Annotated in this window: 29 protein-coding genes and 1 pseudogene; 10 read left to right on the forward strand and 20 right to left on the reverse strand. The window is 50.8% G+C overall.

All coding sequences use genetic code 11. The annotated features are described in order from the left end of the window. Positions 1-233 (reverse strand): annotated as a pseudogene (locus tag D9T21_RS16875) (integrase); the annotation flags it as partial. Between the two features lie 204 nt (positions 234-437). Here D9T21_RS16875 and D9T21_RS16880 point away from each other — a divergent pair. The 3 genes from D9T21_RS16880 (at position 438) to D9T21_RS23155 (ending at position 2,141) form a co-directional block, all read left to right on the forward strand. Then, positions 438-1,487 carry a DNA-binding protein gene (locus D9T21_RS16880; RefSeq protein WP_105934539.1) on the forward strand — a complete coding sequence of 350 codons (1,050 nt, stop codon included), beginning with the start codon at positions 438-440 and terminating at the stop codon, positions 1,485-1,487. 322 nt (positions 1,488-1,809) lie between these two features. Then, positions 1,810-2,019 (forward strand): DUF1294 domain-containing protein, encoded by a 210-nt coding sequence (locus tag D9T21_RS16885; protein WP_123326252.1) that lies wholly within the window; start codon positions 1,810-1,812, stop codon positions 2,017-2,019. Beyond that, positions 2,019-2,141: a hypothetical protein gene (locus tag D9T21_RS23155; RefSeq protein ID WP_277423865.1), complete on the forward strand. Its 123-nt coding sequence runs from the start codon at positions 2,019-2,021 to the stop codon at positions 2,139-2,141. The genes D9T21_RS16885 and D9T21_RS23155 overlap by 1 nt, the downstream gene beginning before the upstream one ends. 8 nt (positions 2,142-2,149) lie before the next feature. Here the strand turns inward: D9T21_RS23155 and D9T21_RS16890 are convergent, their stop codons facing one another. Together D9T21_RS16890 and D9T21_RS16895 are read right to left on the reverse strand one after the other, a co-directional pair. Beyond that, entirely contained in the window at positions 2,150-2,395 is a 246-nt protein-coding gene (locus D9T21_RS16890; protein WP_105933028.1) for a SlyX family protein, read from the reverse strand. Beyond that, on the reverse strand, positions 2,396-3,406 hold the full coding sequence (locus D9T21_RS16895) for a WD40 repeat domain-containing protein (protein WP_123326254.1): 1,011 nt from the start codon (positions 3,404-3,406) through the stop codon (positions 2,396-2,398). It lies immediately after the preceding gene. Positions 3,407-3,622: 216 nt separating this feature from the next. On the opposite strand from D9T21_RS16895, the gene fkpA reads away from it, so the two are divergent. After that, the gene (gene fkpA / locus D9T21_RS16900; RefSeq protein ID WP_105933027.1) at positions 3,623-4,393 is read left to right on the forward strand and encodes an FKBP-type peptidyl-prolyl cis-trans isomerase; all 771 of its coding nucleotides are present in this window, start codon (positions 3,623-3,625) and stop codon (positions 4,391-4,393) included. A 362-nt stretch (positions 4,394-4,755) separates the two neighbouring features. On the opposite strand, the gene D9T21_RS16905 is transcribed toward fkpA, so the two are convergent. The 3 genes from D9T21_RS16905 to greB all read right to left on the reverse strand — a co-directional run bounded on the left by D9T21_RS16905 (position 4,756) and on the right by greB (position 6,365). Then, positions 4,756-5,043 (reverse strand): hypothetical protein, encoded by a 288-nt coding sequence (locus D9T21_RS16905; RefSeq protein ID WP_164464730.1) that lies wholly within the window; start codon positions 5,041-5,043, stop codon positions 4,756-4,758. A 295-nt stretch (positions 5,044-5,338) separates the two neighbouring features. Next, the gene (locus D9T21_RS16910) at positions 5,339-5,875 is read right to left on the reverse strand and encodes a hypothetical protein (RefSeq protein WP_123326256.1); all 537 of its coding nucleotides are present in this window, start codon (positions 5,873-5,875) and stop codon (positions 5,339-5,341) included. A gap of 1 nt (position 5,876) precedes the next feature. Next, a complete protein-coding gene (gene greB / locus D9T21_RS16915) occupies positions 5,877-6,365 on the reverse strand; it encodes a transcription elongation factor GreB (RefSeq protein ID WP_123326398.1) in 489 nt (162 codons plus the stop codon). 251 nt (positions 6,366-6,616) lie between these two features. Between greB and D9T21_RS16920 the strand changes: the two genes are divergently transcribed. Continuing rightward, entirely contained in the window at positions 6,617-8,947 is a 2,331-nt protein-coding gene (locus D9T21_RS16920; protein WP_123326400.1) for a Tex family protein, read from the forward strand. Positions 8,948-9,015: 68 nt separating this feature from the next. Here D9T21_RS16920 and D9T21_RS16925 read toward each other — a convergent pair whose 3' ends face one another. From D9T21_RS16925 to bioH, 3 genes are all read right to left on the reverse strand, one after another. After that, complete coding sequence (locus D9T21_RS16925; protein ID WP_123326258.1) at positions 9,016-9,948, reverse strand: putative metalloprotease CJM1_0395 family protein; 933 nt, start codon at positions 9,946-9,948, stop codon at positions 9,016-9,018. Between the two features lie 16 nt (positions 9,949-9,964). Beyond that, complete coding sequence (locus D9T21_RS16930) at positions 9,965-10,291, reverse strand: hypothetical protein (protein WP_105933022.1); 327 nt, start codon at positions 10,289-10,291, stop codon at positions 9,965-9,967. Between the two features lie 205 nt (positions 10,292-10,496). Further along, the gene (bioH, locus tag D9T21_RS16935) at positions 10,497-11,312 is read right to left on the reverse strand and encodes a pimeloyl-ACP methyl ester esterase BioH (RefSeq protein ID WP_123326259.1); all 816 of its coding nucleotides are present in this window, start codon (positions 11,310-11,312) and stop codon (positions 10,497-10,499) included. Between the two features lie 36 nt (positions 11,313-11,348). Between bioH and D9T21_RS16940 the strand changes: the two genes are divergently transcribed. Further along, positions 11,349-12,116, forward strand: a complete 768-nt coding sequence (locus D9T21_RS16940) for a ComF family protein (protein WP_164464731.1) — start codon at positions 11,349-11,351, stop codon at positions 12,114-12,116. Here D9T21_RS16940 and D9T21_RS16945 read toward each other — a convergent pair. Then, positions 12,113-14,614, reverse strand: coding sequence for a M14 family metallopeptidase (locus tag D9T21_RS16945; RefSeq protein ID WP_241155747.1), 2,502 nt, complete (start codon positions 14,612-14,614; stop codon positions 12,113-12,115). The two genes, D9T21_RS16940 and D9T21_RS16945, sit on opposite strands and share 4 nt — an antisense overlap. Before the next feature lie 241 nt (positions 14,615-14,855). On the opposite strand from D9T21_RS16945, the gene nfuA reads away from it, so the two are divergent. Together nfuA and D9T21_RS16955 are read left to right on the forward strand one after the other, a co-directional pair. After that, on the forward strand, positions 14,856-15,434 hold the full coding sequence (gene nfuA, locus D9T21_RS16950) for a Fe-S biogenesis protein NfuA (protein WP_105933018.1): 579 nt from the start codon (positions 14,856-14,858) through the stop codon (positions 15,432-15,434). Between the two features lie 23 nt (positions 15,435-15,457). Beyond that, positions 15,458-15,673, forward strand: coding sequence for a hypothetical protein (locus tag D9T21_RS16955; RefSeq protein ID WP_123326261.1), 216 nt, complete (start codon positions 15,458-15,460; stop codon positions 15,671-15,673). 2 nt (positions 15,674-15,675) lie between these two features. Here D9T21_RS16955 and D9T21_RS16960 read toward each other — a convergent pair whose 3' ends face one another. After that, positions 15,676-16,938, reverse strand: coding sequence for an MATE family efflux transporter (locus D9T21_RS16960; protein WP_123326404.1), 1,263 nt, complete (start codon positions 16,936-16,938; stop codon positions 15,676-15,678). 110 nt (positions 16,939-17,048) lie between these two features. Here D9T21_RS16960 and D9T21_RS16965 point away from each other — a divergent pair, with 110 nt between their 5' ends. Continuing rightward, complete coding sequence (locus tag D9T21_RS16965; protein WP_123326262.1) at positions 17,049-18,137, forward strand: polysaccharide deacetylase family protein; 1,089 nt, start codon at positions 17,049-17,051, stop codon at positions 18,135-18,137. A 56-nt stretch (positions 18,138-18,193) separates the two neighbouring features. On the opposite strand, the gene D9T21_RS16970 is transcribed toward D9T21_RS16965, so the two are convergent. Genes D9T21_RS16970 through D9T21_RS16995 form a run of 6 tightly spaced genes read right to left on the reverse strand, consistent with a single transcriptional unit; the run spans position 18,194 to position 22,696 of the window. After that, positions 18,194-18,802, reverse strand: a complete 609-nt coding sequence (locus tag D9T21_RS16970; RefSeq protein WP_123326264.1) for a GNAT family N-acetyltransferase — start codon at positions 18,800-18,802, stop codon at positions 18,194-18,196. Beyond that, positions 18,803-19,450 (reverse strand): SCO family protein, encoded by a 648-nt coding sequence (locus tag D9T21_RS16975; RefSeq protein WP_123326266.1) that lies wholly within the window; start codon positions 19,448-19,450, stop codon positions 18,803-18,805. It lies immediately after the preceding gene. Continuing rightward, positions 19,447-20,382, reverse strand: a complete 936-nt coding sequence (gene cyoE / locus D9T21_RS16980) for a heme o synthase (protein WP_123326268.1) — start codon at positions 20,380-20,382, stop codon at positions 19,447-19,449. Before cyoE ends, D9T21_RS16975 begins: the two co-directional genes overlap by 4 nt. A 9-nt stretch (positions 20,383-20,391) precedes the next feature. Continuing rightward, positions 20,392-21,369 (reverse strand): COX15/CtaA family protein, encoded by a 978-nt coding sequence (locus D9T21_RS16985; RefSeq protein ID WP_123326269.1) that lies wholly within the window; start codon positions 21,367-21,369, stop codon positions 20,392-20,394. A gap of 9 nt (positions 21,370-21,378) precedes the next feature. Next, positions 21,379-21,951, reverse strand: a complete 573-nt coding sequence (locus D9T21_RS16990) for a hypothetical protein (RefSeq protein WP_123326271.1) — start codon at positions 21,949-21,951, stop codon at positions 21,379-21,381. 1 nt (position 21,952) lies between these two features. Continuing rightward, the gene (locus D9T21_RS16995) at positions 21,953-22,696 is read right to left on the reverse strand and encodes an SURF1 family protein (protein WP_164464732.1); all 744 of its coding nucleotides are present in this window, start codon (positions 22,694-22,696) and stop codon (positions 21,953-21,955) included. Between D9T21_RS16995 and D9T21_RS17000 the strand changes: the two genes are divergently transcribed. Continuing rightward, positions 22,695-22,904: a DUF2909 domain-containing protein gene (locus D9T21_RS17000; protein ID WP_123326275.1), complete on the forward strand. Its 210-nt coding sequence runs from the start codon at positions 22,695-22,697 to the stop codon at positions 22,902-22,904. The genes D9T21_RS16995 and D9T21_RS17000 overlap by 2 nt on opposite strands. 2 nt (positions 22,905-22,906) lie before the next feature. Here the strand turns inward: D9T21_RS17000 and D9T21_RS17005 are convergent, their stop codons facing one another. Genes D9T21_RS17005 through ctaD form a run of 3 tightly spaced genes read right to left on the reverse strand, consistent with a single transcriptional unit; the run spans position 22,907 to position 26,004 of the window. Then, complete coding sequence (locus D9T21_RS17005) at positions 22,907-23,785, reverse strand: cytochrome c oxidase subunit 3 (RefSeq protein ID WP_123326277.1); 879 nt, start codon at positions 23,783-23,785, stop codon at positions 22,907-22,909. Positions 23,786-23,801: 16 nt separating this feature from the next. Continuing rightward, a complete protein-coding gene (locus D9T21_RS17010; protein ID WP_105933007.1) occupies positions 23,802-24,377 on the reverse strand; it encodes a cytochrome c oxidase assembly protein in 576 nt (191 codons plus the stop codon). A 10-nt stretch (positions 24,378-24,387) separates the two neighbouring features. Next, the gene (ctaD, locus tag D9T21_RS17015) at positions 24,388-26,004 is read right to left on the reverse strand and encodes a cytochrome c oxidase subunit I (protein ID WP_105933006.1); all 1,617 of its coding nucleotides are present in this window, start codon (positions 26,002-26,004) and stop codon (positions 24,388-24,390) included. Between the last annotated feature and the right edge of the window lie 4 nt (positions 26,005-26,008).

The raw sequence follows: 26,008 nt of genomic DNA on the forward strand, positions 1-26,008 counted from the left end.
AGCGATTCGGCTCTGGCCAGCAGGTAACGCACGACAGTATCCCGATCCGAGGGCAGGCGACCACCCCATTTTTCAAATTGGCGAATGGCCGAGCGGTAGGCTTTGCGCGTGTTGTCGGACGTCGCTGCCTGGAGGTAGTGCCGCAATGATTCGGCTTCCTGACGTTCAATCAGGGTCGATTCCTCATTACGTAATGGCAAGTTGCTAGCCGGTTTTGGCGGTTTGTTGTTCATGAATAGGATTTCCTTCGATGTCGCTCAAAAGGCGGCTATGTACCGGCGTTACAAGTCGAAAATTTACGTCAAGATCCATTAACCTACGATAAGGTAGATTATCGGTGGTTAGTATCTTGAATTCAAGCGATCTTGAAAAACACATATATAATGTTATATTACGTGTTATGTAATATGTTACTAAATAATCCGAGAGGAATCACCATGGCCCGTGCCGGAGTCACTTATCACGATATCGCTAAAGCAGCTGAAGTCATTAAAACACATGGCCAGGAACCCACGGTGGATAGGGTGCGCGAGCATCTGGGCACCGGCAGCAAAAGCACCATCGCGCCATTGCTCAAGCGTTGGCGGTCAGACAATGGGGAGGCGGCCGATGTCAGTGGACTGCCGAACGACCTCATCGAGGTGGTAAAGTCCCTGCATGAGCGGGTACAGCAGATGGCCGACCACCGTATCGAACAAGGTCGCCAGGAATTCGAGACTTTAAAGGAAGAACTCCGCACAGAGTTGACCTATGCCAACAACACCATCGCGCAACTTACTGCCCGACAACGGGACCTTGAGAACCAGATAGCACGAATTACCGAGGAAAAAAGCCTGCAAGACAAGTCCCTGGAAGACGCACGCGTCAGGCTGGCAAAGGCCGAGTCTCAGCGGGACGAAGCTCTTACGCGAGCCAACGACTTGAAGGAGAGTGTCAGTGAACTCAGGCAAGAAAACCGGGATATTCGCGATCATTTCGAACATTACCAGCAGCGCACTGCCGAAGACCGCCAGCAGGAGCGCGAACAGTTCCGTATAGTTAACCAGGGGTTAAATGATCAGATTCAGGATCTGCAACACCGGCTCGCACAGACTGAGTCGAGAGCGTCCGAGCTATTCGACATCAACGCGCAGTTACAACGAAATGCCGATGAATTAAAACGGGCCAATGCGGCGCTAAATAGCGACTTGAACGCAAAGATGGAAGATATCCAGAACCTGGAACACGAGTATGAAGAAGCCGTGACAAGGTGCCGGGAATACCAGCATAAAAATGAGCAATTGTCGGAAAACATGGCCGCGCTCACCACTCAGAAAGCAGATGTCGATAAGCAAGTGGCCGTGTTATCCCACGCACTGGAGACCACCAAAGCCGAACTGAAAACCGCCCAGGATAAAGTGGCATTTCTGACCGATGAGAATAAGGTGATTCTTCAGGAAAAAGCAGTGATCCAAGGGCAGTTTAAACAGCTTCAAAGTTCGCTATAACGATTTAATGGATGTGTTTTGATCGTCTGGCTGCAAATGCAGAAATCGTTGCCAGCCCCTAAACGAGCAAACTTGGCAAATTTGTCGGTTCTTCCACAAGACCCTGCAGGCCAAGGAGAAGCATCGATTCGACCAACGTCAGGTGGAAAAAGAATATTGATATTCCTACATATTATCAATGTGTTATAGGTTTTGTGGCTAAATTCAACGCTTTTACCGGCCGAATGCAGCCGAACCTCAAATACAGGGATTAACGGCTATCAAACGAAAACCTACGGTTACGAGGGTGCCACAGGATTCAAAACCGTAGGTTTTCGTTCAAATGCCCCCGCTGGTCCATTTACACCTGATAGCACTGGTTGGCGGCTGGCCCGGCGCTTATTTAGCTCAGCAGTGGCTGCGGCATAAATCCGCAAAGCGGGACTTTAAAGCCATGTTCTGGTTTACTGTGGTAATCAACCTTACCGCACTGGGTTACCTGTTAACCCCCAGTGGTCAGGCATTGTTAACCGGTATTATGGGCTTGCGTTGATGAAGTCATTCCTTAACCGACTTAGCGAAGAGCTCGACAGTCTGAAATCAGAGCTCGATAACACTGCCACGCTTATCAGGGAACAGGTAGGTAAGCTACCGGTACTGGCCGGTAGGCTCTAGCGCAACACTTAATAATGGGGCGGCGGGGTCTCTTCTGACATTTTGGCAATATTGGAAGGCTCCATGCCTTTGACCTTATCGATAACATGACGTAACTGAAACTGCATCTTATCGATTTGTATTTGCTGATGGGCCAAAGCTTCATTGAGTGCATCAATAGTGTGCTCCTGAAAAGCCACCTTGGTTTCCAGCTCGGCAATAGCTTCTTCGGCTTTGGCTAACTCGTTAGCCAGCTTGTCGTTGTTCGTTGTCATTCAGGGCATACTCCACAGCTCAGCTAATCCGCTACTACTTACCGATAACACGTGTTCGTCATCGAGAAAGCCCACACCGTAAACTACGGCAGAGGGCGGTGACATGTTTTCCCGTGGGGCAACTTTCCATTCTCCCACCTGTTCACCCGTTGCAACTTCCCACAAATACAACCTTCGTGAAGGGGCTCCGGTAAGCAAGTACTTACCATCTTTAGAAAACACGGCATCGGTAAATATCTTCTGGCGCGCAATATACTGCAATTGGCTAATCGGTTCACCTGTTTGTACATTCCAGATCTGCGATTTTTGCTGACTGTCGGCGGTAAAGGCATAGCGCCCCTCATCATCCAGTGCCACCAGGGTAACGCGGCTGGGATGGGTAAACGTATGAATTACCTGCCCGCTATCGGTACTCCAGAGGTAAGCCACGTAGTCGTTTCCACCGGTCAGGGCGTAACGGCCATTCGGCGTAATATCCACACTATTGATACGCTCCTGATGACCAAGAAACTCAATTCGACGGCCACTTTCCGGTTCAAAAAACATCACCTTGCCACTGGAACGTCCCACCAACACGCCGCGACCGCCGTTAGCCAGCGCCACATCGCGGATGGTTGACTCGTCAATACGCCAGAAGCCCACCGGCTCACCGGAAGATAAGCTCCAGATAGCAAAAGCCTCACGGTCTGATGTTACCGCAAACTGGCTGTCAGCACTGATATGCACATTGGCCACTAAATTATTGCTCTGATCGCCGTCTTCGCTTTGGTGGCTCCACTGAAATAACGGTTGAGCTTCACCAAAGCGCCACACATGGATGCCATTATTGATACCAGACACCACGCTTAACTGGCCATCCACCGATACGTCTGCCGCGTAAGCGCCATCTTCAACAATGCGCCATTGATTGTCCGGCGTGGTATCCGGAACAATACACCCGGCTAAACCAAATCCGGCCAGAAGCGTAACAATCAGTCGAGAAGTGAACGTTTTCAGTGATGGTGTTGTCATAGGCCTTTCTTATTGCGAATGCTCGCATTAACATAGCACGAAACCGTAATATGCGTCGCTTATCCTGGGGATTGGGCGCAATGTGAAGCCGATATTCGTGATTATCGTATCAGGCGTGTTACAGTAAAGCGTTAATAACCTGGTTTACATTTATAGAATTTGATTTGTAGCAGCACTATTAGCGCTGCTACAAGATACCAACTAACGGAGAAGTTTATGCAAAAGTCGCTCGTTGCCCTAACTATTATGGCTACACTGGGTCTGGCAGCATGTCAGCCTCAACAGGGCACCACTACCGAACCCGCTCAGGACCCAAAGCTGACAAAAGAAGAAATGACCGACGCGCAAAAGCAAGCGTATGCCATGGGTGCCAGCATGGGCATGTTCGTGTTTACCCGCGACAAGCAAATGCAACAGTTTGGTGAAAGCATCGATAAAGACGCCCTGATGCAGGGTATTAAAGACGGCATGGGTAACACCCTGATGTTTGAAACAGCTGAAATTCAGCAACTGGCGCAAGCTGGCGAGCAGGCAATGCAAGCCAAGCAACAGGAACTGGCCAGCAAAATGGCGGAAGAAAATATCGCCAAAGGCGAAGCTTTCCTGGCTGAAAACGGTCAGAAAGAAGGTGTAATTACTACTGAGTCAGGTCTGCAGTACGAAGTAATGGCAGAAGGTGAAGGCGCCAGCCCGGTAGCCACCGACACAGTTAAGGTTCACTACAAAGGAACCTTACTGGATGGCACCGAGTTTGACTCTTCTTACTCTCGTGGCGAACCAGCGGTATTCCCACTGAACCGCGTTATCCCAGGCTGGACTGAAGGCGTTCAAACCATGAAAGAAGGCGGTAAAACCCGTTTCTTCATTCCTTCTGAGTTAGCCTATGGCGAACGTGCTACAGGTAATATCACACCCAACTCAACGCTGATCTTTGAAGTTGAGTTACTGGAAGTGGTTAAACCGGCAGAAGAAGAAGCCGCAGAATAATCTCTGCGCGCGGTGTCTCATGCACCGCCCTGATATTCCATAGAATCAAAAGAAAAAGCCGACATTTATTGTCGGCTTTTTATTCAGCACCTGTCCTTGCTCATCAGTAAGTCCATACTGTCTGCATACTCATGCCAATCAAAACGATAGCAACGCATGCGCCCAAATACTCATTCGGGTAAAGTTTTGTTTGCTCTGTAAGCTTAGTTTAGATTTACCAGTTTGCACGGCGAACCGCTACTTTTTAAAAAATATTTCGAGCTAGAAGGCGTGGGTTTTATTCCAATCTGAACTTAACAGATCAGAGGGCACACTTGTTACTGTGTGCCCAGTGTTGATTTGATAACTACTGATTTGGAAAATTAAGAGATAACGCTGCGGCGGCGATTAGGCGGCATTTTGAATTTGCTAACCTGTTGTAGCAAAAACTTTCCGGCCCGGTACATAGCAAGGCAGATCAGTACCGACACCATGGTTTTTGTGCCTTCATTACTACTAAAAGCATTCACAGTGGTGAGGATAAACATTAAAACGCCGCTTAACAACAGCAGGAAGCCCATTAAACATAAGCCGAGGGCGCTGGCGGTTGCCGGCTTGTCAGCTCGCTCTTGGTATTGCTCAGTTCGTTCTGTTGGTGAGTATCGATTCATAATCTCAATTCATTTAATGTAAACGATGTCATTTAAAAAAGTGACTGCAAAGTTTAGTCACTTGTATGACGAATTCGTTCAATATATTTACATTTTGATTACAATACCTGAGGACCGAGGCTACGGATAGGGATCTTTAGTATAGATATCAATCATTAATCGCATAGATTATAGGCATAAACACAAGGTTTGTCGCTAATCTGCTACACAGTTTATCGGCATTTTGTATAAAAATATGATTTTATTTATTGCTGCTGGCTATAAGCTGAGTCTATTCAATATATTCGGCAACGCGCTAATCAAAGGCAATCGCCATAACAGCACTACGCGCAGCTTCATATCCGCCAGCGTCTAAATCGGTAAAATCCTGAACATGAAAACTGAGTAGTTGCTGCTGATATATCATGCAGTACATCTCGCCATACAGCTCAACATTGTTCTCGGTACTGCGCCCGGTCCAGCGGATCCGCACGGCAGGAATTCCATCAATCGATACTGTTTCTATGGCAGAGGTAGAAAAATTATCCCGGCGACGCTTCACACCCTCTAAAAACTGCATCAGGTATTGTTTGGAAAAAGCGATTTGCCTGGCCTGATTGAGTTCAGGTATACCATTTGGCGGCGTAAACAACGTCAGTTGTAGCAGCGTGCTCTTGTCACTATCGTCGTGACGGCGGGTAAACCCAACGGCCAAGAAGGCCTCACTGGGCGCTTTCATTACCGGCCCCTCAAAACCTTCGGGAACCTTAATATCCCCCGAGCCAAAGTCATAAGCGCTCGCACTCAGACTAAACACTAAAAAAGCAACACACCACATGAATCGTAACATCATCTCATCCTTCCTGGTTATCTTCGGCGTAGCTAATCCTGTTGATGTACCAGACTCTGATGCCTTCGGGTGTTTTTACATCTACCTGATCATCTTCTTCTTTTTTTAGCAGCGCTCGTGCCATCGGTGAATCGATGGAGATATAGTCTTTACGGTCGTAAATTTCATCCGGCCCGACAATGCGGAAGGTCTTGGTGTCACCGTCGTCATTTTCAATCTCTACCCAGGCACCAAAGAACACCCGGCCGGCCTGCTCCGGCGCAAAATCCACCACTTTGAGAATTTCCAGGCGCTTTCTTAAAAACCGGATCCGGGAATCGATTTTACGCAACAAACGCTTGTTTTCCTTATAATCGGCGTTTTCTGACCGATCGCCCAGGCTGGCAGCCCAGGTAACCTTGGCCGTAATTTCCGGCCGGTACTCACGCCACAGATAATTCAGTTCGTTACGCAGTTTGTCATACCCTTCCCGGGTCACCAGGTTTGTACGCAATTTGCCAGACCCTTTAAAATTGATGCTAAAAGTAAATTGTATCGGCAATTTACAATGCCAGCCAGGGATTATATCTGTCACCGGTTTGCTGCCCAAAATGAGGTTAGCAAACCCATATGACACGGCAGGTAGAGGTGCTATACTCTGGACCCAATAAAAGCGTGGGTAACGCTTACCGATTGCAAATCAATAGTAGGTAGGAAGGGACACTTCCAATCATTAAATTCACTACCGCCTGAATCTCATACATGATGATAATTAACACCATTGCCAACGAACTCGCCGTTAAACCTGCTCAGGTCGAAGCGGCTGTAAAACTGCTCGACGAAGGTTCAACCGTACCTTTTATCGCCCGTTACCGTAAAGAAGTCACCCAGGGACTGGATGATACCCAGTTACGTAACCTGGAACAGCGGTTAGGTTATTTACGTGAATTAGAAGACCGCCGCCAGGTGATTTTAAAATCTATCAGTGAGCAGGAAAAACTCACGCCTGAACTACAGCAACAAATTCTTGCTGCCGATAATAAGACCACGCTGGAAGACTTATATCTGCCGTATAAACCGCGTCGCCGCACCAAGGGGCAAATTGCTATTGAAGCTGGCCTCGAACCGCTGGCTGATGCGCTGTTTACCGATCCAACCCTGACTCCGGAAACCGTAGCTACTGACTATGTCAGTGCGGAAAACGGCGTAGCAGATACCAAAGCAGCACTGGAAGGTGCGCGCTATATTTTGATGGAACGGTTTGCCGAAGACGCCGGCTTACTGGCGAAGATTCGTCGTTATCTTAACGAGAATGCCCACATTCGCAGCCGCGTTGTGGAAGGCCAGGAAAAAGCAGCTGTGAAGTACAGTGACTACTTCGACCACTCAGAAAAACTCGCCTCAGTGCCTTCCCACCGTGCTTTGGCAATGTTCCGTGGCCGTAATGAAAATATGCTGCATATTCAGATGATCGCCGATCCTGGTCAGGAAGACTCGCCAGCCCAGGCCTCTTATTGCGAGCAAATTATTGCCGGGCATTTTGAGCTGCGCAATCAGGGTCGACCTGCCGATGCATGGCTGGCTCAGGTAGTCACCTGGACGTGGAAAATCAAAATTGCCCTGCATATGGAAACCGAACTGTTTGGCCAGCTTCGCGAAAAAGCCGAAGAAGAAGCCATTAATGTATTTGCTAAAAACCTCAACGATCTGCTGATGGCTGCGCCTGCCGGGGCCAAAGTCACCATGGGTCTGGATCCGGGTCTACGTACCGGGGTTAAGGTAGCCATTGTAGATACAACCGGTAAGGTGGTAGGCACCACTACCATCTTCCCTCACGCGCCACAAAATCAGTGGGATAAATCGCAGCGCACCCTGGCGAATCTGTGCAAACAGCATAAAGTAGAACTGATCAGCATTGGTAACGGTACCGGCTCACGGGAAACCGACAAGCTGGTAGGTGAAATGCTCAAAGCCAACAGCGAGCTGCACGCCCAGAAAATTATGGTCAGCGAAGCCGGCGCTTCGGTATATTCTGCTTCCGAGCTTGCCTCAAAAGAGCTGCCGGGTCTGGATGTATCATTACGCGGCGCAGTGTCTATTGCCCGTCGTTTGCAGGATCCGCTGGCAGAGCTGGTAAAAATTGAGCCTAAAGCCATTGGTGTGGGTCAGTATCAGCATGATGTCAGCCAGAGTTTACTGGGCAAGTCGCTGGATCAGGTTATTGAAGACTGTGTTAACGCCGTTGGCGTTGATTTAAATACCGCTTCACCGGCCTTGCTCAGCTATGTATCCGGATTAAACAAAACCCTTGCGCACAACATTGTTAGCTACCGTGATACCCATGGTGCCTTTGCCCGTCGTCAGGATTTAAAATCTGTAGAACGTTTGGGGCCCAAAGCCTTCGAACAGGCCGCCGGATTCCTGCGCATCGTAAACGGTACTAACCCGCTGGACAGCTCAGCAGTGCACCCCGAAGCCTACCCGGTAATAGATAGCATTGTGAGTCGCACCGATGTGGCGGTAAATGACCTGATTGGTAATACCGACTTACTGCGTAAGCTTAATCCGGAAGATTTTGTCAGTGACAACTTTGGTATTCCAACCGTTAAAGACATTCTTAAAGAACTGGATAAACCTGGCCGGGATCCGCGCCCTGAGTTTAAAACCGCCGCTTTTAAAGAAGGCGTGGAAACCATGGCAGATCTTAAGCCAGGTATGATCCTCGAAGGCGTTGTCAGTAACGTAGCCAACTTTGGTGCCTTTGTGGATGTAGGAGTTCATCAGGACGGTCTGGTGCACATTTCGGCACTGACCAATAAGTTTATCTCCGATCCGCGTGAGGTGGTGAAAGCCGGTGATATCGTTAAGGTTAAAGTGCTGGAAGTCGATGTAGATCGCAAACGCATCTCGTTTACCATGCGTTTGGATGACACCCCGGCTCCGCAAAGTAAAGGGCCGAAGGGGAGTGGCAAGCCGCAAAACAAAGGCGGCAGTAACCGCAATCAGAAAGGCCAGCAAGGACGCCAGAGTGCACCTGCTAATGCAGCAATGGGTAATGCGTTCGCCGATGCTTTTGCCAAAGCAAAGAAAAACTGATTAAACAGCTCAGCAAACTAAAAAAGCCCCGCTCGCAAGAGACGGGGCTTTTTTGTATATCTGCTCGTTTACGCTGAGGCGCTGAACCCCCCTTCAACAGGCACTGCGACATTTTTATAAAATGAGGCAATCACGGTATTTCGCTGCTGCATTTGCTCGCTGTCTATTTGCAGCGAGCGACGGCCACTGCTTTGCTGACTGTACCTGTCTTCGTCGGCGGCCAGCTCGTCGAGTTTACGGGTTGGAATCTGTGGCTGATTGTTCTCAACAATTTCTTCCAGCGTAGGGACTTCAGATGCTACTCGCGAGGGAGAATCGCCTTCTTCCGGGCTCACTGCCGACGCTTCTTTGCGCTCTTCGGCCAGTTTACTGCGGGCTTCAAATGCTATGCGGGAAGCTTCTGCGGCAACCTGTAAATCCTGCGGTGATGGCTCAGCAGGCGCCAGCGCAGCAGCGCGAACCTGCTGCATTTTGCGAATAGTTTGTTGCGGTGTATTTTCGGTAGAGACATCAATAGACACCTCTCCGTCAATAGCGTAACGCTGGCCGTCCGGACCGCGTTGAAAATCATACTGAGGCGAACCGGCGTACTGACCACCAATAGTGGCGTGAGCCTGTTCGTGGGTGCGCACTTCCTGGTCGCGCTCTTTCATTGATTCAATCTGACGCTGTTCGGCCTGCTCCTGCTGGCGCTCCCGAGCGTCTTCTTTGCCGGCACTTTCTTCGCTGGCATCGTTGAACTGTTGTTGACTGTCGCCGGTTACCTGCGCCGCGCTGCCCTGATTCGACTGTGGTCGTTCATAGGTGAGCGGCTGATTACCTTTAACCGAAGATTTTAATTTGTCTGATTCGGAGCCCAGGCCCTGTTCTGCACTGCCTTGTTTGGCATCTGATGGCTGGGGAATGGACTCACGGGCAAGATTATCACGCCGGGCCGCTTCCACGCTGAGATTAGCAGTTGGAATGGCAAAGGACGTTGGGATGGGCGTGACAATATTCATAACGGGTTACCTGCGATCAGGCAATCGTGTCGATGATGCGGCCAACCGTATCGTTAGCAACATCTATAACCTTGGCCGACGCCAGGGCGTTATTGGTATACATCTGCATCGACAGTAAATCAGATGTCATGCTGTCACCGCCGGATGGCAGCAAATCAGATGTGGTAGACAAACTGCGCAACGAAGCATCGGCCAGAAAATTGCCGGTACCATTTTGCGCCACGTCCTGCTGGGCCGTCCGCTGTGCAATGTTCATCGCTGACTGGGTCATCCCCTCAAACGACTGTTGCAAACCGAACTGACCAGCAACTATCGCAGAATTTACGTTGTTGCTTATCACCATACACTACCTCTACACTCTCATGTTCAATTATTAACCAAAACGGTTAAAAAATAAAGTCTGAGTTAGTCACAGGCGTGGTGTTAAATCGTTACACAAGCCAGTCATGGCGGGCGATTATGCGTATGAGGCATCGAGCAAGTCAGCAATCTATTTACCGCAAAGCAACCGCACTCAGGTGCGGTACTTTGCGGTACTTCATCACAGGCTAGCTGTAATAACGGTCAATGCGGGTCAGGTTACTGATGAAATTCAACAGGATATCGGCGGTCTGTTGCGGATGAGAAATAAACGGCGCATGGGCAGCATGGGGCATTACCACAGTATCCGCACCTGGATGCAGCTCGTGAATACGGTCGATGCTACTGGTAGGAACCAGGCTATCCAGGCGACCATACAAACGCAGCGTAGGTTGATTTATCCGCCCAATCATACTTCGCAAATCCACTGTTTCCAGCAAGGAAAGGCCGGCAGCCAGTGCGACTTCGGCAGGTGAGGGCAAAGCGCCCAGTTGCTGGCGTATAGTTTTTACATCCTGCCTGGCAGATGCGCTACCCATAGCCTGAATAGCTAAAAAACGATCCAGGGTTTTCTCGTAATTTCGGGCCAGCTGGCGTTGAAAACCGTTCAGCACTACTGGCTCAATGCCTTTCCAGCAACCGTTGGAGACAAAGCAGGGACTGGAGGCCAGGGTAATTAAACCGGCAATCTTATCCGGGTAAGACAGCGCCAGTTGTTGTGCCACCAAACCACCCAGCGACCAACCTGCTACCACAGAGCCCTCGGGGATGGATTCATTAACCAGTGCCGTAATGGTATCGAGTGAATAGTCTTCCGGCAGTTTGTCGCTATTCAGGCCAAAGCCGGGCAGACAAATGCGGATCACTTCAAGATCGGCGGTCAGAAACGGCAAAAACTCACTAAAAACGGCGCTGTTCATGCCCCAGCCATGGAGCAAAACCAACGTCCTTCCCGATCCCTGAGACAGGCTTTTTAATGCTGTATTAGTGTTATTGTCACCCACGTAATCACTTCCTGACAGAACGTAACAAAAGTTTACATGAGCATTTTAAAAACCCCAATAGCCAAATGCGTGGAACGTCTCAAAGGCGCGATGAAATTCCGTCCTGCAGGATTATGTTATTTGTGTCAGCAACACTGCAAGGCCGCTGTGTGCGAGGTTTGCGAACAAGACTGTCTGTTCTTTAATAATCAGAAGGTAGCCGGCAACCTGTTAAACTGGCCCAACATTAAGCAGGGGCTAACACCCGGCCCCTACCAGAAAATGTGTGCGCTAAGTTACTTTCAGTGGCCGCTGGATCATTTGATTCGCCGCTTTAAATACGGCCATCCGCTGCTGGCAGAGCCACTGGCAGAATGGTTCTTGCGATACTCTGCGGTCTCATCTTTCCCGTTACCCGACTGCCTGCTGCCGGTACCGATTAGTCCCTGGCGTTTCGCCAAACGACAGTATCATCAGACCCTGCTGTTGGCCGACTATCTTGGAAAGCACCTGGATATCCCGGTAATGTCAAAATGGGCTCACCGACGAGGCTGGCAACGCAGTCAGCAATCCCTAGGCAGGCGCGAGCGACTGCGCAACCTTAAACAGGCTTATGAGTTGGGAAGCGGCGACTTTCCCGCCCGGGTAGCCCTGATTGACGACGTGGTGACTACCGGTGCCACTATAGCCACTCTGAGCAGGCTCATCCATCAGGTAGCGCCGCACACGGAAATCATGGTTTGGGCGCTGGCTGTTACACCCAATAAGGCCGACCAGGCGTTACTGCTGCCTGGTCGTCAAATCCTTAGCAACCGCCAGGCTTAATTGATCGCTTCAGCCATAAACAGTGCATTGCTCATCAGCTTATTGGTGCCATACCAGAACCCGCGAAATTGCGGATCGTCGGTAAAGCCAATCACCCGGCCGCGTCCCATGGCTTCGGCTACTACCGCTACCGAACCGGCTATTTCGTTTGCCACCGGGTCGGCACTGAACCCAGCGACCAGGGGTGAGTCGGTGTAGCGGGCCGGAACCACTGTTGGCGAGGCATTACTGAACACCATCATATTACTGGTTTTAAACAGGTTTAACTGCGGCGCGTCATAGCCGTAAAACAGCGGGTGAGAAATATCGATGTCGGCCTGATAAACCGCCCCGGCCACCAGTTGCTGCGCATTATGCGCGGAACGATCGGCAAAGGTCAGCGTCTTGTCGCTAAACAGGTCGGCGACGTCCTGCCTTGAGCTCAGTTTGATATCCAGCCAGTTGTGCCGGGCAAATAATCGCAATGCCGAGGTCTGGCCTACCAGGGTCCCGCCGGCACGAACCCAGTCGGTTAGCGTTTCATCAACGCCTTCAGGTAAGTCATAGCGGCCACCAACAAATACAACGTGAGTGTAATCATGCAGAGAAACGTTATCGAGATGACGTTGTTCCACCAGAGTGACCGGCATGCCTACCTGTGTATCCAGGTAATGCCACACTTCACCGGCCTGATACGGACTGACGCCCTCGCCACCTACCAGCAAAGCTTTGGGCGCTTTTACCGGCACCATACTGCGGCTACCAATGTCGATACCGGTACGGGTAAAGCCGCTGCTGAGGGATAACACCTGCACCCCGGCATCAACCGCCGCCGCATTAACCAACTCAATAAGCGCCTGTGGCTGAGGCACGCCCCGCGGGATCACGATGGTACCAGCCGCCAGCGACAGGTTGCCCTGGGTAGTGGCTGCGGTAAAAGGCTGGGTGGCAATACGCGCTGCCACGCCTTTATCTAGCAGTTCCTGTAACAATGCCGGTGCTTTGTAGTGATGCCACTCAAACGCATAGGCATAAGCGTCGCTGTCAACCGGCACTATCGGAGCGGGTGACGGGCTGTTGTCGGTGAATTTGGCACGGCGCAACTCACGGCTGCTCATGGGAGCAAAGGTTAAATCAAATGCCAGTGGCAGGTTAAAGTTAGATACGTCGTAAAAGGTGTTATCCGCAAAATCCTGCTGAGTGGAGAATAACGACTTGATTAAGCGGTACTGTGGTTGCGCCAGCGGCACTACCAGCGTGCTGTTTGCTTTATACACGGTGTCGTTAACTTCAATATCTTCGCGCGGTTGCTGATAACGGATATTGTGCTGGGTGAGCACCCAGCGCGCTTTTTCCAGGCGCCAGCTGTCCTGCGGCTCATGAATTAAATAGGCTGCATTGTCATCCTGACTGGCAAGCTCTGCGGTTTCTTTATAAAAGTTATGCTGATAGTCGAGCAGCGCCGCTTTGTTTGCCATGGCGCCATCAAATACCGCCACTGACATGGTGAACTGGTTCTGGATAGTTTGTGGGAACGCCAGCGGGCCATTAATAGAATCCTGCAGGTGGCCACGACTACTGGCCTGCTCGAACAACACACCAATACTGCCCTGGGCATCCGGATAGGACGAGCCTTTACCATAGTAAAAGTCATCAAAGCCTTCCTGACTGAAATACAGTTGTTTCTGACTGTCGAAGGCGCTGACATAATATTCTGCCAGCGCGTTGGTCAGGCGTACGTTACCTTCCGGCGTAAATGGGTTTTTGCGACTCGGCACACCCGGCTGGAAAAAGTAAGAACTATTGGTACCCATTTCGTGGAAGTCTGTTAACACGTGGGGGCGCCAGTGCTGAAACTTGCTGATACGCGCCTGAGACTCAGGGTGCACCATCATTAACCAGTCCCGGTTAAGATCAAACCAGTAATGGTTGGTGCGCCCGTTGGGCCAGCCTTCCTGGTGCTCCCGATGCGCCGGGTCGGCATTGAGTACCTTGCCCTTGTGCATATTCGCCCAGTGCGCAAACCGCGATAGCCCATCCGGGTTGTAGGAGGGGTCCAGCAGAACCACGTTATCCTGCAGCAAACGAGTTACCCTTTCGTCCTGGGCCGCGGCAAGATAATAAGCCACTAGCAGCGATGCATTAGCACCGGAAGGCTCATTACCGTGCACGCTGTAGCCCATGTAAAATAACAGTGGCGCATCCGCCGGTGTTTTCTTACCTTGTTGAACCTGAGCCATATGCGCGGTACGCCAGTCTTCCAGCTTACTGCGATTTTGAGGTGCCGTGATAGTTAACAGCAGCAGCGGGCGTTGCTCATGGGTATAGCCGGTAACTTCCAGGGTTATCCGATCAGAAGCCGCCGCGAGGCTGCGCATATAAGTGACCAGCAAATCATGGCGTACGTGCCAGTCGCCAACATTATATCCAAGCACCGATTCGGGAGTGGGTATAGCGGGATCAAGCTCAACATTGTCAGGTAAGTAGGCTCTGGCCGGCTTGCCCCCGGCAGTAGCCATAGCGCTGAAGCAAAGCGATAACGCAACAATCAGAACAGTATATAGCTTGGCAAGACATGAGCGTAAAGGGGTGGAATTTGTCGTTATTGGCGCTGATAGCATTTTACGGACACCATAATTAGTTTTATTTGATGGTCTTGAAACCTGTGACTTCGGCATAATATATTTTCAATACCTGACTGTTTTACTCAGGTTAATTTGTTATCATATGCGATAGTTATTGATTATGCAGGACTCTACAATGATCTCAATATCAAAAGAGGCCCAGGGACACTTTGTTAAGTTACTGGCTAAACAGGAAGAAGGCACAAACATTCGTGTTTTCGTGGTGAATCCGGGAACCTCAAGTGCTGAATGCGGTGTTTCTTATTGTCCACCCGATGCGGTGGAGCCTTCCGACACCCGTTTACCCTTCGACGGCTTTGATGCCGTGGTTGACGAAGAGAGCGCGCCTTATCTCGAAGAAGCCGAAATCGATTATGTCACCGATCAGATGGGTTCACAGCTAACGCTGAAAGCGCCAAATGCCAAGGCTCGTAAAGTGGCAGACGATGCGCCAATAGTAGAACGTCTGAACTATATGATTGAGTCTGAAATTAACCCGCAACTGGCCAACCACGGCGGCCAGGTTGTACTGCTGGAAATTACTGATGACGGTTACGCCGTGCTGCAGTTTGGCGGTGGTTGTAACGGTTGCTCTATGGTCGATGTGACGCTTAAAGAAGGTATCGAAAAGCAAATGCTCGAAGAATTCGCCGGCGAAATCAAAGGCGTTCGCGATGCCACAGAGCATCAGTCGGGTGAGCACTCTTACTACTAAGCTCACAGCCGGAACATGGCGCTATGCTGCCTTTTAGCCACTGGCAACGCTTTATTCAGGGCCTCAGCGTTTTTGCCGTAGGCCTTTGCGTTATGGTGGCGGGCGCCTGGTGGTTAGAACCGCTTTATTATATGGGGTTAGTAGTGTTGCTCAGCGGCTTTGGCTGGGCAATGTCTGGTTATCTCGGCCTGCTCTGGCATCGCCTCACAAAGTCGATTAATCCAAACCGGCACAAGTAAACTCAGGTGCTAACAATGAGTTTATCCCTGCGCCAGTAAAACACCGCACCCAGCGTTACTCCACGGGCGAGTAAAAAGGCCAGCAACGCCCACCATAGGGCCGGGTTACCCTCAGATTGAGTCACATACCACACCGGAAAATACACCAGTAATGCGCTGATGATCATGGTATCTCGCATGGCTTTGGCCTGAGTAAGACCAACAAACACCCCATCATATAAAAAGCACCAGTGAGCCACTAATGGCAACACGGTCATCATGCCGAGGTAGGCATATGCTGCCTGCTGCAAAGACTCGATATCCGTGAGTAAGCGAATAATTTGCGGCCCGAAAAACCAGAATATCACCGCATAGCCAACGGCAAACAGCCCTGACCACAGTAATCCTCGCTGCGTCTGGCGCATAACCCCTTTGCTACTTCTAGCGCCTGCTGCCTCACCAACGGTGGCCTCCACAGCATAGGCAATGCCATCGAGCCCCAGCGCAATCAACACAAAGAACTGCATCAGGATGGCATTTACGGCCGTAGCAGTCTGGCCATACCGAGCGCCCTGAATGGTTAAAAAAGCCAGACAAGCCTGCAACGCCAGATTACGCAGCAGCATGTCACCGTTTAGCTTCATTAAAAATTTACGCGCCGTTTTATTAAACCATTCCAGCGCCGGCGGCTGCCATTGAATATGTTTTAGGGCAATCAGCATCGCCATGATCATCATAGTGTATTCGGCGACCACACTGGCCAGCGCCACGCCGCTTACGCCCCAGTCCCACCACCAGACCAGCAGGATATCGAGGCCGGCATTAAGCAGGTTACCGACAATCTGCACCAGTAACACACTGGTGGTTTTTTGCTGTCCCACCAGCCAGCCAATCAAAGCCAGATTTAGCAGAGCAGCCGGTGCTCCCCACACCCGGATATTAAAGTATTCACGGCTGTAAACCGCCACATCGGCAGCCGGGGCCGCCAGCCATAAGCCGGCTTGCAGAATAGCCTGTTGGGTTAGCCAGATAAGCAGGCCAATAGTGATGGCAATAACCGCGGTTTGATAAAATGACCTGGCCATCACGGTGAGGTCGCCCTCGCCCCTGGCCTGTGCACTCATACCGGTGGCCGACATTCGAATAAAACCGCACACCCAGTAAATTTGGGTAAGAATTAACGCGCCAATGGATGCGCCGGCGAGTTGCGCCGATGAATCCATATGCCCCATTACCGCCGTATCAACTAGTCCAAGTAAGGGAGTGGTGATATTCGCCAGGATCATCGGCAGGGCCAGCTTTAATAACTGAATGTGGGCAGCACTGCCGCGTAACTGATAGGATAGGGTTGTCACCGGAACCTTTGCGAGTTTTGTATTAATATCAAGGAGAATGCATGCAGTTTATCATGACACGCCGATTTATCCCGCTGTTACTGAGCCTGTTATTTTTGCACAGCACGGCAAGTCAGGCCGAGGCCGGTCCAGCCCATTCCAGCGGCGTGATCTTACTGTATCACCACGTGGCGGAAGATACCCCGCGCAGCACCTCAGTAACCCCCGAAGAGTTTGCCCAACACCTCGACTACATTGCAGAAAACTATACGGTAGTGCCCTTAAAGCAGCTGGTTGAAGCCGCGAAAGGCAAGGGCAGCGTACCGGATAACGCGCTGGCCATTACCTTTGATGATGGCTACGAAAATATACTCACCAATGGGCATCCGTTACTGCGCAAGCATGACTTCCCTTACACCATTTTTATTAACCCTGAAGTGATTGGCAAGCAGGGTAATCAGCTTAGCTGGGAACAGGTAAAGCAAATGCAAAAACAGGGAGTGACCTTCGCCAATCACACCATGGACCATTTGCACCTGCTGGAAAAACAGCCCGGGGAGAGTGAACAGGCCTGGCTTAAGCGTGTTTGGCAGAACATCACCAGTGCCGAAAAAATCATTCAGCAACATACCGGCGACTCGCTCAAGTACCTTGCCTACCCCTTCGGCGAATACAATCACACGCTGGCTAAGCGTCTGGCCGAGCATGGTTATACCGGGTTTGGACAACACTCCGGCGCCTTCGGTAAATTTACCGATATGACGGCGATCCCGCGCTTTCCTGCTGCCGGGCCCTATGCCAAGCTGAGTACTCTTAAGACCAAAATGGCGAGCCTGGCGATGCCGGTGGAAAGTGCTTCGCTGGCCGATCCGCAAATGGCCAGCCGTCAGCTTGATGACACCGTTACCATTACTCTGAACGAGACTGCCGCTAAAGACGTGAGATTATCGCAGCTGGCCTGTTACTATCAGGGCGGTACGCTTGACGTAGCAAACACAGCCAGTGAGTTTAATTTTACCCTGGATGCAAAGTTACCAATTGGGCGTTCACGGGTGAATTGTACTGCGCCATCAGAGTCGGCTGGCGGTCGTTTTTACTGGTATTCGATGCCGTTTTTTGTGGCCAACGAGAAGGGGCAGTATCCTGACTAAGCGAAACAGCGGCTATTGCTGACGCGAGTACACCGCGGCTGGCAATAGCCCACTGGTTATGGCGTTTCGATATGCAGCGCTTTGATCATTTGGACAAACTGGTCGTTGGTCCGGTGCTCGCCAAACCCTAATCGCTGATAAAAAGCAATCGCGCCTTCATTAGCAATTTCACAGTTTAAAACAAGCGCATTTTTTTTCATCGCACGGGCTTTTACTTCCATAAACTCGATAAGAGCAGAGCCCGTACCCTGTCGACGAGCGTCAGGCGATACGGCCAGGTGGCCAATACCGAATTCGGTAAATAAAGGCGCCTCTAACACGGCCAGGTATTGCTGAGAGCGCATGACGATCTCAAGCGCGTCATCGATACCATAGTGCTCGACGATAGAAGACAGGGTTTCTCTGTCGAAGTTTTCAGGCAAGCGATCATGCCAGCAACTAACCAGGCCGGTCACTTCGCCGTTATACTCGGCAACCCAATGATTTTCAAAACCGTACTGTCCACCACCTTTCTTCCAGGCTGATAACAGGTAGTCCAGGGCGACTTGTTGGTCACCTTGGCCAAAGACCTCGCTAAGCAAGTGCTTACCAGCGTTAAACAGCAGGGGAACAGCTATACTACCATCATCCTTTTTGGCATTTCGGATAATACTACAACATGGCATTTATTGTTCTTTGATAATAACAGGCATATCAGTAAGTATCTGAACACTGTCACTTACTGCAAGTTCACCAGGATTATACTTAGGCTTAAACCTTCCGATGGCTAAACCATTCGGATCGACCACAACCACAGAAGCACTGTGATCAACAAGATAATTGGGGTTATCGGTACTTTCAGCAATGGCATACATCAGCCCCAGCGATCTGGCAAACGGGAACAACATCTTATGCTCACCCGTTAAAGCAACAAACTCCGGGTTGAAGTATTCAACGTAAGAGGCGAGCCTTTCAGGTGTATCCCGCTTTGGATCTACGGAGACAAACACTACCTGAATCGGCGAGTTGGTGGAAATATTTTTTAGTTCAGGATAAATTTTTCCTAATGCCGCCATGGTGGTAGGGCACACATCCGGGCAGAAGGTATAGCCTAAAAATAACAGGCTCCAATGCCCTTTAAACAGTTCGTTAGTGACCGTTTCACCCTGTTGATTGACCAGCGTTACCTCGGCCAGCTGGCGAGGCTCAGGAAAGGTTTGCAGATACTGAGGCGTGTCGTTTTCGGTGCTTTGCGTGGTGAACCACCACGCCATACCCACGCCGGCCACCAGGGCCAGCGCTGCCACCAGGGTTAACAACAATTTTTGATTCATAAAGCCATCGGAACATAGTGATCAACCAACAATACAACAAATAATACCATCAGATGGACAATAGAGTATTTAAAGGTGGTCATGGCGGTTTGCTCATCGGCCGCATATTTAAGTTTTAACGCATAGTATAAAAAGCCGGCATTGAGTAGTGACGAACCCACCAGATAAATAAGGTGCGCTTTACCAATCAGGTAAGGCAACAGGCACACCAGGCACAGTAAAATGGTGTATAGCAGAACGCAGGTTTTGGTAAAAGCAATGCCGTGAGTCACCGGCAGCATAGGTACCTTGGCTTTGGCGTAGTCTTTCTGGCGATGGATGGCCAGCGCCCAAAAATGCGGTGGAGTCCAGGTAAATACAATCAGCACCAACAGCAGTGCGTAGGCGTGTACTTCTCCGGTGACAGCCGTCCAGCCCAGTAATGGCGGCGCAGCGCCGGCTAAACCGCCGATCACTATATTTTGTGGTGTGGCACGTTTGAGAAACATGGTGTAAACCACTGCATAGCCCACCAGGCTGGCTAACGTGAGCATGGCAGTTAAGCGGTTCACCCAGATTTCAAGCAACGCATAACCGACTACCGCCAGCACAAAGGAAAATATCAGCGCCTGTTGAATACTCACCTTGCCTTTCACCACCGGGCGGTTAAAGGTTCGAGCCATCTGGCTGTCTATCTTATGATCCACAATATGGTTAAGTACGGCTGCCGCACTGGCCAGCAAGCCAATGCCCAGTAACCCGGCAATTAAGCGATCGGCGGGTACCCAGCCCGGCGTGGCCAGACACATACCCACCAGGGCAGTGAGCAGTAATAGCATCACCACCCGGGGCTTGGTCATTTCGTAGTAGTAGCGCCAGTTTGCCCGCCAGCCGCTTAACGGGCGGCTTTTAGAGGCTGACAGCGGTGCATTAATCGGTTGCGATTTTGCCATGAGGATCTCCTACACTTTTCGATACAGTGTGTAAGTAATAAGAACGAGCACCAGTAATAAACATGCCGCTACGGCATTGTGTAAAACGGCAACCTGCAGAGGTAAGCTGAATACTACATTGCTGATACCCAGACCAACCTGAGCCAGCAATACCAGAGCTAATACCACCGACGCGTTGCGCAGATGCTGAGAAGCGGAGCGACGATACAGGCTGATAGCCAGCCACCCCAGATACAGAAAAGTAATCACCGCGCCCAAACGATGAACGATATGCATAGTCATACGTTCGGCGTAATCATGAGCACCATATTCGTAATTAGCGGCCTCGGGCACACTGTACGCGCCGGCCATATCAATGCGGTTTAGCCAGTCGCCTTCGCAAACCGGAAATTCGGTACAGGCCAGCGCAGCATAGTTAGCTGAGGTCCAGCCGCCCAGGGCGATTTGGCCAACCAGCACCACAATGCCCAACGCAGCATACGTGGCATAGCGTTTAATCCGCATATCCACAAAACCAATCCGGTAACGGGATAAGCGTAAATACAGTAAGAACAGGCAGGTCAGTACACTAAAACCACCCAGCAGATGGCCCATCACCACTACCGGAAGCAGGTTAAGCGTGACTGTCCACATACCGAGCAGGGCCTGAAAAGACACCAGCGCCAGCAAAATAAGCGGCAGTTTTATGGGGACCTCAGCAGATCGTTTGCTCACTGCCCAAACGGCGATAGCTAAAATACACAGGCCCAGGGTGCCGGCAAAATAGCGGTGAATCATCTCGTTCCAGGCTTTTTGGGTTTCTACCGGCCGTTCAGGATAAGCAGCATTAGCCGCCTCAATATGCATGTCAGATTCCGGCACCGTAAGGTGTCCATAGCAGCCTGGCCAGTCCGGACAGCCCAGCCCGGCATCGGTTAAACGGGTGTAAGCACCCAGCACAATCACTACGACGGCCAGGAGAATACTAAAACCAACCAACTTCCGCATAGTGTCGCCTCAACCAATACGTGACAGTTTAAGTAATTTACGTAGATCAGACAGTACGTCGCGGCTGCCCATTACGGCATCCTGACGAAGCTGATAAAGGGGGTAACGCAACATCGCATTGCCCTGGGTATCGACCAGAAAAATGTGCTCATTAACCTGGCTGGCTTCCAGCTGCTGCATTTGCGACTGATTGAGCGTAACCGCATTGATATGTTCGTAATCATGCAGGATATTCATGGCTTTGCTGTCGCTGGTCGCGGTTAAAAATACCGCAGGCTGGGCCCGGTCGGACTCTTTACCCAGTGCCAGCCAGACTTGCTGGATGGCGTAAATCGCATTTTCACATTCGTTACCGCACTGCGCCGGAACGATATACATAACCCGCCACTTCGGCGACTGCTCGCTAAGTAATGGCTGCAGGTTCTCTACCGGTTGCAGCAGTTCACCCTTGTTGGTTGCACCTTGCTCAAACCAGTTAAAGTCGAGGGCCAGCTTGGCCAGCACCACCGGAATAATAAATGCCGCCATTAAAATCAGCAGCGAACGTTTGGGTTTAGCCTGAGGATTAATTGCGGTCGCCATATTATTTGGTTCTCCTGATGAGCACGATAATGAAAATAACTACTGCAGCAATGGCCAGGCCAAACCACTGAATGGCGTAGCCGAGGTGTTTTTGCGGTGACATCACAACTGGCTGCCAGTTAGTAACAAACCGGCTCATCTGAGGTTGCGACGATAACAGCTCAACTACCATGTCTGGCAGTCGCGATGCCCATTGCTGATTAAACAGAGGAATATCTATTTGCTGCACCCGCAGCGGAAAATCATTGAATTGTTGCTGGGTTTCCTTGATTAGCGGATTAAGCCCGGGCTGGGTTATTACGCCTTCGATAACCACCTGCCCGGTGGGCAGCTCAACTGTTGGCAGCTCAGCCCGGGAAGCAGAGGCTGCTACCCAACCAAGGTTAACCAGTACCGGCCGGCCGCGGGTAATTACCGGCACGAGCACGTCATAACCGCTGGTACCATTGGTGATCTGGTTATCCAGGAAAATAAGCTGTGTTGTCTGCAACTCACCACGAAACTGCACCGGTACATCACGGACATCCTGCCATTGATCGGCAACGTCGAAGGGATGCATTGGCGCAGTGGTGTATTTTTGCGCTATGCTGTCGAGACGCTGTTGTTTTTGCTCCATGCGATCAAGCTGCCAGACACCCAAAAACACCATAACTACAACCGCCATCAGCGTTAAGCAGCTTGCCAGTACCGGCCATTTATTAGGGCCGGAGCCATTCGCCACGGAGTACTGAGGAGTTTTACTCATGGTCATCAAAGTGATTATTGTTGGTTTACTGATTTTTATGATCATTAACCTGTTTTTAGCGATGAAAGCGATGCTGGGTAACAACTCAGGTAAAGCCCCGATGAGTAAATATATTGGCCGGCGGGTTATGTCGTCGGCCCTGATTGTGGTGATCATCCTGGTTGCCATGGCCACCGGGCTGATCACGCCCAATCCGAGTCCTTATTAGCCTTACAACACGTAAACAAACACAAACAGCATTACCCACACTACGTCTACAAAGTGCCAGTACCAACTGCCTGCCTGGAAGGCAAAATGATTGTCGGGTGTGAAATGACCTTTGATTACGCGCAGGAATAACACCATTAAAATGATGGTACCCAGCGTAACGTGCATGCCGTGGAAGCCGGTTAACAGAAAGAAGGTATTGCCATACACGCCGGACTGCAGGGTAAGACCCAGCTCCTGATAGGCATGGATGTATTCTTCCACCTGCAGAAACAGGAACACGCAACCCAGCAAAATGGTGGCACCCAGCATAGTGGTGAGTTGTTTGCGTTTACCCTGTTCCAGGCCCACGTGAGCAAAGTGCAGGGTAACCGACGATATCAATAGAATAATGGTGTTGATGGTGGGCAGGCCCGCCCAGCTCATTGGCGTGGTATTAATGCCTCCCGGAGTTTCCACCAGCGGCCACATCGCCTGGAACCCCGGCCACAACACTTCGTTAGTCATGGCGTTATTCGACGAACCGCCAAGCCATGGCACCGCAATCATGCGTGCATAAAACAGCGCGCCAAAGAAAGCCGCAAAAAACATCACCTCAGAGAAAATAAACCAGCTCATTCCCTGTCGGTAAGAACGACCTAACTGGTCGCTGTACAAGCCGCTCATGGACTCGTTAATTTGATCCTTAAACCAGCCAAACAGCATCACCAGTAGCATAACGATGCCTGCGCCCAGTACGTTATCGCCCCAGCCGCTCTCGCCACGAGTGGCTTCTATAACAAAGTTACCGGCCCCTACCGCAATTAAAAACAGTGCAATGGCACCCGCAATAGGCCAGTAGCTCTGTGCCGGAACATAGTATTTCTGATACTCTTGTTGCATTACTTTCTCCTTAGACTCAGTTATCGCTAAATGAAGTCAGGAAAGGGTTATTAAGTTGTTTGTCATCGGTACCATTACCGGTGACGTCAAAAAGGGTGTATTGCACGGTAAAAAAGTGAATGTCTTCGGGCAGCTGCGGATCCACATAAAACCGCATGGGCATAAGCGACTCGCCGCCGGCTGCCAGTGGCTGACTGTTAAAACAAAAGCATTCGGTTTTGTTCAGGTACAACGCCGCCTGACCCGGTGTAACCGATGGAATGGCCTGCGCAACCATCGACTTGTTAGCCGGGTTGCGCACATAAAATTCCACCATGTTCATTTCACCAGGATGCACTTTTACCTTCTTGGTTTGTGCTCTGAATTCCCACGGCATGCCGGTATGAGTGCGGGTAATAAACTCCACCGTAATGGTGCGCGACTCATCCACCTGCCCATCGTAGTAAACCGCGGCTGTTTCGTTGGTTTTGCCGTTGATACCGGTGATGTCGCAAAACACGTCATACAACGGGACCAGAGCAAAACCAAAGCCGAACATACCCACTACAATCAGCAGTAATTTGGTTACCAGTGCCGAATTGGAATTGGCCATGGTTGTGCCCTTACTTCACAACCGGTGGCGTTTCAAAAGTGTGATAAGGCGCTGGTGAGGGGATTTCCCACTCCAGACCTTCCGCACCGTCCCAAACCTGATCAGACACCGGCTCACCCTGTTTACGACAGGCTTTAATCATCACCGCCAGGAAGATGAGCTGCGAGAGACCAAAGGCAAAACCGCCCAGGCTAATCCATTTGTTGAAGTCTGCAAACTGCAGGGCGTAGTCCGGGATCCGTCGCGGCATACCCGCCAGCCCTACAAAGTGCATAGGGAAAAACAGCACGTTGACGGAAATCAGTGAGCACCAGAAATGCCATTTAGCCAGGGTGATATCGAACATGCGGCCGGTCCATTTCGGGATCCAGTAATACACCGCCGCCATAATCGAGAACACCGCGCCGGTGACCAGCACATAGTGGAAGTGCGCCACCACAAAGTAGGTATCATGGTATTGGAAGTCCACTGGCGTAATCGCCAGCATCAGGCCGGATAAACCGCCAATGGTAAACAGCACAATAAAGGCAATAGCAAACATCATAGGGATTTCGAAGGTCATGGACCCACGCCACATGGTGGCCACCCAGTTAAATACTTTCACCCCGGTTGGTACCGATATCAGCATGGTGGCAAACATAAAGAACATCTCTGCCGCCACCGGCATCCCCGTGGTAAACATATGGTGAGCCCACACAATAAAGCTCAACAGCGCAATGGAGGCCGTGGCATAAACCATGGAGGCGTAACCAAATAAACGTTTACGGGCAAAGGTAGGAATAATCTGCGAGATAATACCGAAGGCCGGTAAAATCATGATGTACACTTCGGGGTGACCGAAGAACCAGAAGATATGCTGGAACATCACCGGATCGCCACCACCGGCAGCATCAAAGAAGCTGGTACCAAAGAACTTATCGGTAAGCACCATGGTCACCGCGCCAGCCAGTACCGGCATAACGGCAATCAGCAGGAATGCAGTGATCAGCCAGGTCCACACAAACAGCGGCATTTTCATCCAGGTCATGCCCGGCGCCCGCATGTTAAAGATGGTCACAATCACGTTTATCGCGCCCATAATGGATGAGATACCCATGATGTGCACCGAGAACACGAACAATGCCGTACTGTCGCCACTATAGGTAGTAGACAGCGGTGCGTAGAACGTCCAGCCAAAAGCCGGGCCACCGCCCTCAACAAACAGTGAGGCCAGTAAAATAGTAAAGGCGAACGGCAGGATCCAGAAACTCCAGTTGTTCATCCGCGGCAACGCCATATCCGGCGCACCGATCATCATGGGGATCAGCCAGTTAGCCAAACCGGTAAAGGCCGGCATAACTGCCCCGAACACCATGATAAGACCATGCACGGTGGTCATCTGGTTAAAGAAATTAGGTTCTACAATTTGTAACCCGGGCTGAAACAGTTCGGCCCGGATCACCATAGCCATGGCGCCGCCCACTAAAAACATAATGAAGGCAAACCACAGGTACAGTGTGCCGATGTCTTTATGGTTGGTAGTCAGTACCCAGCGCATTAAGCCTTTGGGAATATGATGCTCATGATGGTCATCGTGGGCACCTGCGTCCCCGTGGGCGGGGCTGATAATCTCAGTTGCTTTGCTCATGTTC

It is taken from the genome of Marisediminitalea oceani (assembly GCF_003731635.1).
In the GTDB taxonomy this organism is placed as follows: Bacteria; Pseudomonadota; Gammaproteobacteria; order Enterobacterales; family Alteromonadaceae; genus Alteromonas; species Alteromonas oceani.